Origin of the sequence: Pacificoceanicola niger, assembly GCF_048553275.1 — a bacterium.
In the GTDB taxonomy this organism is placed as follows: Bacteria; Pseudomonadota; Alphaproteobacteria; order Rhodobacterales; family Rhodobacteraceae; genus Pacificoceanicola.
Genome location: NZ_JBLZMW010000003.1, coordinates 393,410 through 406,453, shown reverse-complemented (window position 1 = coordinate 406,453; position 13,044 = coordinate 393,410). Strand labels below are relative to the sequence as shown.

9 protein-coding genes are annotated in these 13,044 nt (G+C 66.5%); 6 read left to right on the top strand and 3 right to left on the bottom strand.

Translation table 11 applies throughout. The annotated features are described in order from the left end of the window. Positions 1 to 15: 15 nt before the first annotated feature. Genes ACN2XU_RS06795 through cobA form a run of 6 tightly spaced genes read left to right on the top strand, consistent with a single transcriptional unit; the run spans position 16 to position 9,046 of the window. Positions 16 to 1,728 (top strand): ABC transporter ATP-binding protein, encoded by a 1,713-nt coding sequence (locus ACN2XU_RS06795; protein ID WP_419409652.1) that lies wholly within the window; start codon positions 16 to 18, stop codon positions 1,726 to 1,728. A 4-nt stretch (positions 1,729 to 1,732) separates the two neighbouring features. Then, positions 1,733 to 4,171, top strand: a complete 2,439-nt coding sequence (nirB, locus tag ACN2XU_RS06790) for a nitrite reductase large subunit NirB (protein WP_419409651.1) — start codon at positions 1,733 to 1,735, stop codon at positions 4,169 to 4,171. Between the two features lie 58 nt (positions 4,172 to 4,229). Further along, positions 4,230 to 4,562: a nitrite reductase small subunit NirD gene (gene nirD / locus ACN2XU_RS06785; RefSeq protein ID WP_419409650.1), complete on the top strand. Its 333-nt coding sequence runs from the start codon at positions 4,230 to 4,232 to the stop codon at positions 4,560 to 4,562. Next, positions 4,562 to 7,177, top strand: coding sequence for a molybdopterin-dependent oxidoreductase (locus ACN2XU_RS06780; RefSeq protein ID WP_419409649.1), 2,616 nt, complete (start codon positions 4,562 to 4,564; stop codon positions 7,175 to 7,177). The genes nirD and ACN2XU_RS06780 overlap by 1 nt, the downstream gene beginning before the upstream one ends. Continuing rightward, positions 7,174 to 8,130 carry a glycosyl transferase family protein gene (locus ACN2XU_RS06775; RefSeq protein WP_419409648.1) on the top strand — a complete coding sequence of 319 codons (957 nt, stop codon included), beginning with the start codon at positions 7,174 to 7,176 and terminating at the stop codon, positions 8,128 to 8,130. The genes ACN2XU_RS06780 and ACN2XU_RS06775 overlap by 4 nt, the downstream gene beginning before the upstream one ends. 13 nt (positions 8,131 to 8,143) lie before the next feature. Continuing rightward, the gene (cobA, locus tag ACN2XU_RS06770) at positions 8,144 to 9,046 is read left to right on the top strand and encodes a uroporphyrinogen-III C-methyltransferase (RefSeq protein ID WP_419409647.1); all 903 of its coding nucleotides are present in this window, start codon (positions 8,144 to 8,146) and stop codon (positions 9,044 to 9,046) included. 71 nt (positions 9,047 to 9,117) lie between these two features. On the opposite strand, the gene ACN2XU_RS06765 is transcribed toward cobA, so the two are convergent. From ACN2XU_RS06765 to ACN2XU_RS06755, 3 genes are all read right to left on the bottom strand, one after another. Continuing rightward, positions 9,118 to 10,479, bottom strand: coding sequence for a uracil-xanthine permease family protein (locus ACN2XU_RS06765; RefSeq protein ID WP_419409646.1), 1,362 nt, complete (start codon positions 10,477 to 10,479; stop codon positions 9,118 to 9,120). A gap of 253 nt (positions 10,480 to 10,732) precedes the next feature. Then, positions 10,733 to 11,779 carry an ABC transporter ATP-binding protein gene (locus ACN2XU_RS06760; protein ID WP_419409645.1) on the bottom strand — a complete coding sequence of 349 codons (1,047 nt, stop codon included), beginning with the start codon at positions 11,777 to 11,779 and terminating at the stop codon, positions 10,733 to 10,735. Next, positions 11,779 to 13,044 (bottom strand): MGH1-like glycoside hydrolase domain-containing protein, encoded by a 1,266-nt coding sequence (locus ACN2XU_RS06755; protein WP_419409644.1) that lies wholly within the window; start codon positions 13,042 to 13,044, stop codon positions 11,779 to 11,781. Before ACN2XU_RS06755 ends, ACN2XU_RS06760 begins: the two co-directional genes overlap by 1 nt.

The window sequence follows — 13,044 nt, the reverse complement described above, 5'->3', positions numbered from 1 at the left end:
GAAAGGAGACCTGACATGAGCTTTCTCAAGTTCGAAAATGTGTCCAAGTCCTTCGGCACCGGCACCCAGGCCGCGCAGGTCCTGAAAGACATCAATCTGGAGGTGCGGGAGGGCGAGTTCCTTGTGCTGCTCGGCTTTTCCGGCACCGGCAAGACGACGCTGATCAACCTCATGGCCGGCCTGGAGCAGCCGAGTGCGGGCCGCGTCACCTTCAAGGGCAAGCCCATCGACGGCCCCGGCCCGGAACGCGGCGTGATCTTTCAGAATTATTCGCTGATGCCGTGGCTGACGGTGGAGGGAAATGTGCGACTGGCGCTGGATTCGGTGTTTCCGAAGATGGCGAAGGCCGAAAAGATCGAAACCGTGCGCAAATACGTGCAGATGGTCGGTCTGAGCCATGCCGCCACGCGCCGTCCGGCGGAACTGTCGGGCGGAATGCGGCAGCGGGTGAACGTGGCCCGCGCGCTTGCCATGTCGCCCGAATGCCTGCTGCTGGACGAGCCGTTGAGCGCGCTGGACGCGCTGACCCGGGCCAACCTTGCCGATGAGATCGAACACATCTGGGAGCAGGACAAGAAGACCTGCGTCCTGATCACCAATGACGTGGACGAGGCGATCATCCTCGCCGACCGCATCATCGCCCTGAACCCGGACGGAACGCTTGGTGAGGAGTTCAGCGTAGGCATCCCGCGTCCGCGCGACCGCATGGAAATGAACGCCAACGAGACCTTCAAGGCGCTGCGCAAGACTGTGACACGCTACCTGATGGATGTCGGGATCGAAGGCCGGGTCGAGGGCAGCCGCATCCTGCCCAATGTGACGCCGATCCATTCAGTGCCTGCGGCGGTGAAGGAGGCCTCGGGCTCCACGCGCGAGGATCGCTTCCTTGAGTTCTCGCAGTTGCACAAGATCTACCCGACACCGAAAGGCCCGCTCACCGTGGTCGAGGACTTCGATCTGAAGGTGAACAAGGGCGAGTTCATCAGCCTGATCGGCCACTCCGGCTGTGGCAAGTCCACGGTGCTGACCATGGCCGCCGGCCTTAACGAGGTGTCGAAAGGCGTCATCAATCTCGACGGGCGCGGCGTGCTTGGCGCGGACCCGGAGCGGGCGGTGGTGTTCCAGTCCCCGAACCTTTTCCCGTGGCTCACGGCGCGCGAAAACTGCGCGATCGGGGTGGACAAAGTCTATCCAAGGGCAAGCCAGGCCGAGCGGCAGGACGTGGTCGAATACTACCTTGAGCGCGTCGGTCTGGCCGATGCCATGGACCGCAGCACCGCCGATATGTCCAACGGCATGAAGCAGCGCGTCGGCATCGCGCGGGCCTTTGCGCTGTCGCCGAAACTGCTGCTGCTCGACGAGCCGTTCGGGATGCTCGACAGCCTGACCCGCTGGGAGCTTCAGGAGGTCCTGATGGAAGTCTGGTCGCGCACCAAGGTCACGGCGATCTGCGTGACGCATGACGTGGACGAGGCGATCCTGCTGGCCGACCGGGTGGTGATGATGACCAACGGCCCGCAGGCCACAATTGGCCGCATCGTCGATGTGGACCTGCCGCGCCCGCGCACGCGCAAGGCCCTGCTCGAACATCCCGATTACTACCGATATCGCCAGCAAGTGCTCGATTTCCTTGAGAAATACGAACACGGCAACACGTCCGGGAACGCCACTGGCGGGGCGCGCGGGGCGAAAGCCAACCCATCTGCCACATCTATCGCAGCGGAGTGAATTCATGGTTCAGAAACTTGTCGTCATAGGGGCCGGTATGGCCTCCGGCCGCGCGCTGGAGCACCTCTTCGAGGCGCAGCCGGGCGCATGGGAGGTCACCCTTTTCAACGCCGAGCCGCGCGGCAACTACAACCGCATCATGCTCTCGCCGGTGCTGTCCGGGGAGAAATGTTATGAGGACATCGTCATCCATGATGACGCTTGGTACGCGGAGCACGGCGTGACCTGCCGCTTTGGCGAGGCAGTCGTCGGGATCGACCGTGAGGCCAAGGTGGTCAAGGGCGAGCACGGCGATGTTGCCTATGACAAGCTGCTCATCGCGACCGGCTCGACCCCCTTCATCATCCCGATGCCGGGGCATGATCTGGACGGGGTGATCGCCTACCGCGATCTCGAAGACACCAATCGCATGATCGACGTGGCCGCCAGGCCCGGTGCGAAGGCGGTGGTGATTGGCGGAGGCCTGCTCGGGCTTGAGGCGGCGGCGGGGCTTCGGCTGCGCGGCATGGACGTGACTGTGGTGCATCTGATGGGCCACCTGATGGAGCGACAGCTTGACGAGGCGGCGGGCTATCTGCTGCGCAAGGAGTTGGTGAGCCGGGGGATCAATGTGCTGGTCTCCACGAATTCCAGGCAGATCCTCGGCGAGGATGGCAAGGTCCGCGCGCTGGAGCTGGAGAACGGCACCGAGCTGCCCTGTGACCTGCTGGTCATGGCGGTGGGCATCCGCCCGAGCACCGCTCTGGCGGCGCAGGCCGGTCTGGCCGTGGGGCGCGGCATCCATGTGGATGATCAGATGGTCACCTCTGACGCCGATATCCTGTCTGTCGGAGAGTGCATCGAGCACAACGGCGCGGTCTTCGGCCTCGTCGCGCCGCTCTATGACCAAGCCAGGGTCGTGGCGAAAACGCTGACCGGCGAAGCGGCGGCCTTCACGCCCAAGGAACTCTCGACCAAGCTGAAAGTAACGGGGTGCGACCTCTTCTCCGCCGGCGACTTTGCCGAGGGCGAGGGGCGCGAGGACATCGTCTTCCGCGATCCGGCCCGGGGCTTGTACAAGCGCCTTGTGATCGAGAATGACCGGCTGATCGGGGCGGTGCTCTATGGCGATACCGCCGATGGCAACTGGTTCTTCAATCTCATCAAGGACGGCACCGACATCGCGGAGATGCGCGAGACGCTGATCTTTGGCCCGGCCTATCAGGGAGGGGCCTCTGCGGACCCTTTCTCAGCCGTTGCAGCCTTGCCGGATGATGCGGAAATCTGTGGCTGTAACGGCGTCTCAAAGGGCACCATCGTTTCTGCAATCAACGGCGGCGCGACCGACCTGCCGCAACTGAAGGCCTGCACCAAGGCGTCCGGCTCCTGCGGCACCTGCACCGGACTGGTCGAGCAATTGCTCGAAGTGACGCTCGGCGACGCCTATGCCGCGCCCGCGGCGCAATCCATCTGCGGCTGCTGTGATCTCACGCATGAGGATGTGCGGCGGCTCATCAAGGCCCGGGAACTCAAAAGCCAGCCCGCCGTCTGGCAGGAACTGGGCTGGAAGACCGTGAACGGCTGCCACGTCTGCCGCCCGGCGGTGAACTATTACCTGCTCGCGGATTGGCCGCTTGAGTATCGGGACGATCCGCAGAGCCGTTTCGTCAACGAACGCAAGCATGCCAACATTCAGAAGGATGGGACGTTCTCCGTGGTGCCGCGCATGTGGGGCGGGATGACCACGCCGAATGAATTGCGCGCCATCGCCGACGCCGCCGAGAAGTACAAGGTGCCGACCGTGCATGTGACCGGCGGCCAGCGCATCGACCTGCTGGGCGTCAAGGGCGAGGATCTGCCGCATATCTGGGCCGATCTAAACGCGGCGGGCCTTGTCTCTGGTCATGCCTATTCCAAGGGGCTGCGCACGGTGAAGACCTGCGTCGGCAAGGATCACTGCCGCTTCGGCACGCAGGACTCCTCCGGTCTGGGCATCAAGCTCGAGAAGAAGCTCTGGGGCAGCTGGACGCCGCACAAGGTCAAGCTCGCCGTCTCCGGCTGCCCGCGCAACTGCGCCGAGGCAACCTGCAAGGACATCGGCGTGATCTGCGTCGACAGCGGCTACCAGGTCAGCGTCGCGGGCGCGGCTGGCATGGACGTGAAGGAGACCGAACGTCTGGCGGATGTGGCGACGGAAGAGGAAGCCATCGAACTGGTGACCGCCTTCATGCAGCTCTACCGCGAGAACGCGAAGTACCTCGACCGCCCGTACAAATGGGTCGCCAAGGTCGGTCTCGACTGGGTCAAGGAACAGGTGGTCGAGAACCTCGAAGAGCGCAAGCGTCTGAACGAGGCCTTCGAACTGAGCCAGACCGTCTACCGCAAGGACCCCTGGGCAGAAGGCGCGGCCAGGCCCGAGAGCTTCGCCCCGGTGGCCGACCTGACGCTTCAGGCGGCGGAATGAGAAACGGCGGTGCCGGGCCTACCCCGGCACCTCAACGCAGACCAAAGGAGTGAGCAACATGGCCTGGATCGACGTCGCAGACATCAACGACATCCCGCTGCCCGGCGCCCGCGTGGTGAAGACGCCGCTCGGCTGCATCGGGCTTTTCCGCACCGGCGAGGCGCAGGTCTACGCCGCCTCCAACACCTGCCCGCACAAGGGCGGCCCGCTCAGCGAGGGTATCGTGCATGGCACCAGCGTGACCTGCCCGCTGCACAACATGGTCTTCGACCTCAACACCGGTTTGTCCAAGGGCGCCGATGAAGGCGCGATCCAGACTTTCCCGGTCCGGCTCGACGGCACCCGCTTGCTGCTCGACAGCGAGAGCATCAACGCCCGGAGTGCCGCGTAATGTCTGAAGTCCGCTCGACCTGTCCCTACTGCGGTGTTGGCTGCGGCGTCCTGCTGAAGGCGGACGGGCAGGGCGGACTCGAGGTTCGGGGCGACCCGGACCACCCGGCCAACTTCGGCCGCCTCTGCTCCAAGGGCTCGGCCCTCGGCGAGACCGTCGGCCTTGGCGAGCGGCTCCTGAAGCCCCGCGTCGGCGGCAAGGACTGCGACTGGGAGACCGCGCTGGACATCGTCGCGGGCAAGTTCGGCCGCGCCATCGAGCAGCACGGCCCGGACAGCGTCGCCTTCTACGTCTCCGGCCAGCTGCTCAACGAAGACTACTACATCGCCAACAAGCTCATGAAAGGCTTCATGGGCTCGGCGAATATCGACACCAATTCAAGGCTTTGCATGGCCTCCACCGTGGCGGGCCACAAGCGCGCCTTCGGCACCGACACAGTGCCCGGCACCTACGAGGACCTCGAGGAGGCGGACCTCATCGTCCTTGTCGGTTCGAACATGGCCTGGTGCCATCCGGTGCTGTTCCAGCGCGTGCTCGCCGCCCACAAGGCGAAGGGCACCAAGATCGTCGTCATCGACCCCCGCCGCACCGCCAGCTGCGACAGCGCCGACCTGCACCTGCCGCTGGAAGTCGGCAGCGACGTGGCCCTGTTCAACGGCCTGCTGGCGCAGATCCATCGCCGGGGCCTCGTCGACGAGGCTTTCCTGCAAAACGTCGACGGCGCCAATGAGGCCTTCGCCGCCGCCTACGAGAGCCGCCTCGACCCCACGGGTCTGGACGAGGATCTCGTGCATCAGTTCTATGACCTCTGGCTGAACACCGAGAAGGTCGTCACCGTTTTCTCCCAGGGCGTGAACCAGTCCTCGTCTGGTTCGGACAAGGTCAACGCCATCCTCAACTGTCACCTCGCCACGGGCCGCATCGGCAAGCCCGGTCTTGGCCCGTTCAGCCTCACCGGCCAGCCCAACGCCATGGGCGGGCGTGAGGTCGGGGGGCTGGCGAACATGCTCGCCTGCCATCTCGACATAGAGAATGCCGAGCACCGCAGCGCCGTGCGCGATTTCTGGACCGCACCCACAATCCCGGCAAAGCCCGGCCTCAAGGCCGTGGACATGTTCAAGGCCGTGGGGGAGGGCAAGATCAAGGCGCTCTGGATCATCCATACGAACCCCGCCGTCTCCATGCCGGACGCCAGCGCGGTGCAGGAGGCCATCGCGGGCTGCGACTTCGTCGTGGTCTCCGACATCACCGCGCAGACCGATACGGCGCGGCTCGCGGACGTGATCCTGCCTGCCACCGCCTGGGCGGAGAAGTCCGGCACCGTGACGAACTCGGACCGCACCATCTCGCGCCAGCGTTCGATCCTGCCCGCGCCGGGGGAGTGCCGCCCGGACTGGGACATCCTCGCCGCCGTGGGGCGGCGCATGGGCTGGACCGCCGCATTCGATTACGAAACCCCCGCCGAGATTTTCCGCGAGTATGCCGCGCTGTCGGGCGTTGCGGGCAGGTTTGGGCGCGATTTCGACATCTCCGCCCTGAGCGATCTGGACGATGCGGGGTATGACGCGCTGCGCCCCACGCGCTGGCCAGTCAGCGCCAGCCGCCAGGGCGGGCGCTTCTTCGGCGATGGCCGGTTTTTCCACGCGGACGGTAAGGCGCGCATGCTGCCGCTCCGGTATCGCCCGCCGGTGGCCCGCCGTGCCCCGCGCTATCCGTTCGTGCTGAACACCGGGCGGCTGCGCGACCAGTGGCACACCATGACGCGCACCGCCCTGTCGCCGCGCCTCTCGGCGCATCTGGCCGAACCGTTTGTGGAAATTCACCCGGCGGACGCCGCCGATCAGGGCATCGGGCCCAATGATCTGGTCACGCTGCGCAGCCCGCAGGGCAGCGGTATCCTGCGCGCGCGCATCACTGACGCGGTCACGCGCGGGCAGATCTTCGCGCCGATCCACTGGACCGGCGAGACCGCGCCCGCCGCCCGGATCGACACGCTTGTCGCCGCCGTCACGGACCCGGTGTCGGGACAGCCGGAGAGCAAGGCGTCGGTGGTGTCTGTCACCCGGTTCGAGGCGGCATGGTATGGCTTTGCCGTCAGCAGCAAAGCGTTGCAGCCACAGGCGGATTACTGGGCGCGCGCCCGGACGAAATCCGGGTGGCGGGCGGAACTGGCCGGGATGCGCAGCGTCACCGACTGGGAGGCCGAGGCGCGCGCGCTCTTTGACTTGCCGGAGGCCGAGGTGCAATCGCTGATCGACACGCGGCGCGGGCTGGCCCGGCTGGCCTTCTTTGAGGGGGGGACGCTGATCGCGGCGCTGTTCATCGCGCCCGAGCCGGTGGCCGTGGTCCGCGACTACGTTGCGGGGTTGCCCGGCAACGCGGAGGCGGACGTGCTGATCGGACGCCCTCCGGCGGACCGCCCGGACCCCGGCCCGATGCTCTGCGCCTGTTTCGACGTGGGGGTGAACACAATCGTGACCGCGATCGAAACGGAAGGATTGCTGAGCGTCGACGCCGTTGGCGCGGCCTTGCAGGCGGGGACGAACTGCGGCTCCTGCCGTCCGGAGATCGCGGCCCTTCTGGCCCGTCTGCACCAGAGGGAGGCGGCGGAATGAGCCTGTCCGACCATGTACGCACGCTCGGGCGCGGGCCGGGGCGGTCGCGCTCCTTGACCTTCGATGAGGCGCAGGATGCCATGCGTCTGATGCTCTCGGGCCAAGCGGCGCCGGAGGCCGTCGGCGCCTTGCTCATGCTGCTGCGGATGAAGGGCGAGGAGGCGCAGGAGATCGCGGGCTTCACGGCTGGCGCACAGGCCAGCCTGCCGCCGCTGCCGCCCGTTGATCTCGACTGGCCGAGCTATGCCGCCGGGCGCACGCGCGGCCTGCCGTGGTTCCTGCTCTCGGCGCGGCTGGTGGCGCGGGCCGGGCACCGGGTGCTGCTGCACGGCTGGAACGGGCAGGACGCGGCGGTGCGCGGCGGTCTGGCCTCGGCGGGGATCGCCATGGCGGGGCAGGCGGAGGAGGTTGCGCAACTGCTGGAGCGGGACGGCATCGCCTACCTGCCGCTTGAGACTCTCTCGCCTGCCTTGTTCGGCCTGCTCGATCTGCGGGATACCTTCGGGCTGCGGTCCTGCATCAATACGGTGTGCCGGATGCTGAACCCAGGCGAGGCGCGCGCCAGCGTGCAGGGCGTGTTTCACCCCTCCTACCGGCTGTTGCAGGCGGATGCGGCGCGGCTTCTGGGCTGGCAGGGGCTGAGCGTGATCAAGGGTGGCGGCGGCGAGTTCGAGCGCAATCCGGCCAAGGACATCGCGGGGTTCGGCCTGCGCGCCGGGCTTTCGTGGGAGGGCACGGTGGCAATGCTGCGCGATGAGACCCGCAGGATGGATGACGGCGCGCGAGATGCCGGGGCCCTCTCGGCGCTGTGGGCGGGCGAGACCGAAGACGACTTTGCCGAGGCGGTGGTCAAGGGGACCGCCGCGCTGGCTCTGGATACGCTGGGGCACGCGGATGCGGATGCCCTGACTGACACGCTTTGGATCGCGCGACATCGCGCCTGTGCTGCCTGAAGGACGCTGACCGATGAAAACACTCACCTTTCCGCCTCTCGCTGTCGCCCCGACGGGCGCCCTTGGCTTTGCTGTGCGCTTTGTGCGCGGCGCGGTGGAGCGGCTGCCGCAGATCCGGCGTGACACCAAGGCCGGGACAGAGAGCGGCCCGAAACAGGGCCGCATCGCGCTGATCGGGGCCGGACCGGGGGCGAAGGACCTGCTGACCCTGCGCGCGGTTCAGCGGATCGGCGAGGCTGACGTGGTCTTTTATGACCGGCTGGTCGATGACGCGGTGCTGGCCTATGCCCGCCCCGGCGCGGAGCTGGTGTTTGTCGGCAAACACGTGGGCAATCATTCCTGGCCGCAGGAGCGCATCAACGCGGTGATTGTCGACGCGGCGCAAGCGGGCCGCCGCGTGGTGCGGCTGAAATCCGGCGATCCCGGTGTCTTTGGCCGCGCGGGCGAGGAGATCGCGGCGGCGAACGCCCATGGCATTCCGGTGGAGATCATTCCCGGCGTCACGGCGGTCTGCGCCGCCGCCGCCAGCATGGGCCAGAGCCTGACCGAACGCGGCATTGCCGATATTCTGGTGCTGGCCACTGGCATGGGGCAGAAGGGCGATCCGCTGCCCGCCTCGGCACGGATGAGCGGCCCCGGCACGACGACGGCCTTCTACATGTCCGTGGGGCAGGCGGCGCGGATCGCGGCGGCCTTGATGGCGCGCGGCTTGCCCGCCGATGCGCCGGTCTCCGTGGCGGTCGAGGTCTCCAAACCCGAAGAGCGCGCGCATCATGGCACCCTTGCGGGCCTGCCCGCGCTGATCGCGGAGAACGCGGTGACCGGCTGTGCCATCGTTTTGGTCACATGGCCAAAGACCCCGGAGGCCCCGGAGGCCCCGGCGGTCACGCGGGCTGCTGCGCAGGTCACTGGCTGAGCCAAACGCGCTCCGCAAATGAAAACGGCGCCCCGCATGAGGCGCCGTTTCTGTTTGTCCTGTCGGCCTGATCACGCAGCGTCGAGATCTTCCGGCAACACCAGGTTCAGCACGATCGACAGGACTGCGGCGGGCAGCAGCCCCGAGGTCAGCAGGATCTGCGCGGTGCGCGGCAGGTGCTGCAGCGCGCCCGGCTCAAGCTGCAGGCCAAAGCCAACCGAGAGCGAGATTGCAAAGATCACCATGTTGCGCCGGTTCCAGGCCACATCCGCCAGCATGTTCACACCGGCGGCCGCGACCATGCCGAACATGACGATCACGCCGCCGCCGAGCACGTTGATCGGCACCGTGCGGATCGCCGCGCCGATGATCGGCATCAGGCCGCAGATGATCAGGAACAGCGCGCCGATGGTCACCACGTGGCGGCTCATCACGCCGGTCATGGAGATCAGGCCGACGTTCTGGCTGAACGAGGTGTTGGGCAGGCCGCCGAACAGCCCGCCGATGGCGGTGCCAAGCCCGTCCGCATAGGTCGCGCCGACGATTTCCTTGTCCGTCGCCTCGCGGCCCGCGCCGCCCTTGGTGATGCCGGAGGTGTCGCCGACGGTCTCGATGGCCGAAATCACCGCCATGAAGCACATGCCGACGATGATCGCGATGTCGAAGTCAAACCCCCATTTGAACGGCACGGGCACCTCGAAAAGCGCCGCGCGGGAGATGTTGGACAGGTTCACCTGACCCATCATCAGCGCCACGACATAGCCGACCAGAATGCCGACAAGCACCGCCGCCACGCTCAGAAAACCGCGCGTGAAGAACTTCAGCGCCAATGTCACAGCGATCACCACCAGCGCCGGGAACCACATGGCGAGCGAGCCGTATTCCGGCGTTCCGATCAGCGGCACACCGCCCGCGGCGTACTGGATGCCCACCTGGATCAGCGCAAGCCCGATCATCAGCACGATCAGGCCGGTCACCAGCGGCGGCAGCGCATAGCGGAACCGGCCGATCACCGTGCCGAGCATGAAGTGAAAGATCCCGCCGATCACCACACCGGTCATCAACGCCGCCATCCCGGCGGTGCCCTGTCCGGCCACGGCGGGGATCATCACGGGGATGAAAGCAAAGGAGGTGCCTTGCACGATGGGCAGGCGCGCACCCACGGGGCCGAAGCCGATGGTCTGGAACAGTGTTGCAACCCCGGCCAGGAGCATGGACATCTGGATCATGTAGGTCATGTCCGGAAAGCCCTGCGCGCCCGCGTCCGAGCCAAAGCCAAAACCCGCCGCCCCGGCGATGATGATCGCCGGCGTCACGTTGGAGACGAACATCGCCAGAACGTGCTGAATGCCGAGCGGCACCGCCTTCGCCAGCGGCGGCGTGTAGTTTGGATCGCGCAGTTGTTCTGCGGTCCCGATCGAGGTGTCAGCCATCCCGTGTCCCTTCTTTAAGACTATCCGTCTTGGCGGCCTCTCTGGCGGGCCGCTTTGATCCGGAAACCCTGCGCAGGCCCCGCCCAAATGGCAAGAAATTAGGCCCGGGAGCAGTTTCAATTTAATTTTGAAAGACACGCGGCGGCAGACTGGGGTATGTCCTGCCCGTTTTCGTGTCAAATGGCGAAAACGCGCCCGGGGCGGTTGCCCGGACGCGCGGCGCGATCAGGGTGCGGCGACCGCTGTCGGCCTGTCAGACGCGCAGCCCATCGGGATCGAAGAACGACAGCCGGTCCGGCTCGAAGGCAAGGCCGACGGTATCGCCGGGGCGCTGGGTCACGTCGCCATTGGAGCGCTGCGTCAGTTTGCCCAAGGGGCCGCAGTCGATCACAAGGTAGCTGTCCGCGCCGAGATATTCGATCACGTCGACCACCCCGTCGCACTGGCCCTCGCCGGGGGCGACCACCGCGATATGCTCGGGCCGGATGCCAAGATGCTGCGCCGCGCGGTCCCCGGCAAAGGCACCGCCGCGCCCGCCGTCCAGATGATAGGCGCCCGCATTGGTGCTGCAGGGCAGGATGTTCATCTTGGGGCTGCCGATGAATTGCGCCACGAAGAGGTTCGCGGGGCGTTCATAGAGTTCGCGCGGCGTGCCGACCTGCGCGATCTTGCCGTATTCCAGCACCACGATCCGGTCGGCCAGCGTCATCGCCTCCACCTGATCATGGGTCACGTAGATCATCGTCGATTTCAGCGATTGGTGCAGTTTGGCGATCTCGTAACGCATCTCAACCCGCAGCGCCGCGTCGAGGTTCGACAGCGGCTCGTCGAAGAGGAAGGCGGTGGGATCGCGCACGATGCAGCGGCCAATGGCGACGCGCTGGCGCTGTCCGCCCGAGAGGTCCTTGGGCCGCCGGTCCAGATAGGGGCCAAGCTGCAACACCTCCGCCGCGTGATTCACCTTGCGGGCGATTTCATCCTTCGGCACGCCGGAGGTCTTGAGGCTGAAGCCGACGTTGTCGCGCACCGACATATGCGGGTAGAGCGCGTAGCTCTGGAACACCATGGCCAGCCCGCGCTTTGCCGGGGGCTCTGCTGTCACGTCGCGCCCGTCAATGTCGAGCGAGCCCCGGCTGATGTCCTCCAGACCGCCGATCATGCGCAGCAGCGTGGACTTGCCACAGCCCGAGGGGCCGACGAAGACCACGAATTCGCCGTCCGTGATCTCCAGATCAACGCCCTTGATCACCTGCGCGCTGCCGTACCACTTCTCGACGGCGTTGAGTTTGATCGCGCCCATTACGCCGCCTCCGCACTTGGCGAGGCCCAGGCCAGCCAGACCGCCGCCGTCCACGTGAACGTCCCGCCCCCTGCGGGATCGCCTGTCATCGGATCGAAATACTCGGCAAAGCCATGTCTGGTGATCAGCGCCTGCGTCAGATCGCGGACCCGGGCCGCCTCCGCCGTGTGGCCCATCTCGGCCAGGCCGCGCGCGATCAGCGCGTTCAGGATGGCCCATGTCGGCCCGCGCCAGTAGCGCTTGGGGTTGAAGATCTCCGTACCCGCCTTGTGGCTCGGCACCGGGTATTTGCAATCCTCGAAGGCAACGCTCAGCTCGCGCATCATCGTCGGGCTCTCGATCCCGGCATACCAGCACAGGAACGACGCGCAGGAGACATGCCCGGTGTGATTGCCGCTGTTCAGGTTGATCGCATCATAGCCGCCGAGGTCCGCATTGTGCAGCCGCGCCGCGCCTGCCTCCAACGTGTCGGTCCAGCCGTCGATCTCGCTGCGATCCGCGCCCAGAACATCGGCCAGCGCCGCAAGATCGCGGTTGGCGCGCAGCAGGATGAAGGTCATCGTCGGATCGGCCACGCGGAAGGGCATGTCCTGCGCCAGCTTCGCATCATCCCAGCCAAGCCTGCGCCCGCGCTGCACCAGCCAGATATAGCGGTCGTAATCTTCCTTGGTCGGGCGCATGGCCGGATCGACATGCGTGGTGTCGCGGCGGGTGTAGTCTCCGACGCCTGTGGGGTCGATGGCGGCCATGGCCTCGTCCCAGTCCGGCGCATTGTCCCGGCCCGCTTCCCAGGGGTGGGTGATGAAGATGGCGCCACCGTCGCTGCGCCATGTCATGAACCAGCGGTGCCAGTCGACCATCTTCGGGAACAGCGCCTTGAGGTGCTCTGCGCCTTGCTTCGGGTCCTTGTCGAACACCGCGCGCACAAAGCTCGCCGCGACCGGCGGCTGGCTGATGCCGGAGCTGGGGATCGGGCCGATGTCTTCGGCGCCCCAGACATCGGGTCCGGGGAAATAGCCGGGATCGGGTTTGTGAAACAGGATGTGTGGCACCATCCCGCTCGGCCACTGCCCGGAGAACAGCGTCGTGAGCTCGGCCCAGGCGCGCGGCAGATCGAACTGCGCAAACCCCCAGGCCGCAAAGGCGCTGTCCCAGTTCCATTGATACGGATAGAGCCCGGCGGTGGGCACGGTATAGCCGCCCCGGTCGTTGCCGCGCAGGATGGCGCGGGCCTGTTCGTCCATGCTGATGCTGTCTTTGCTCAT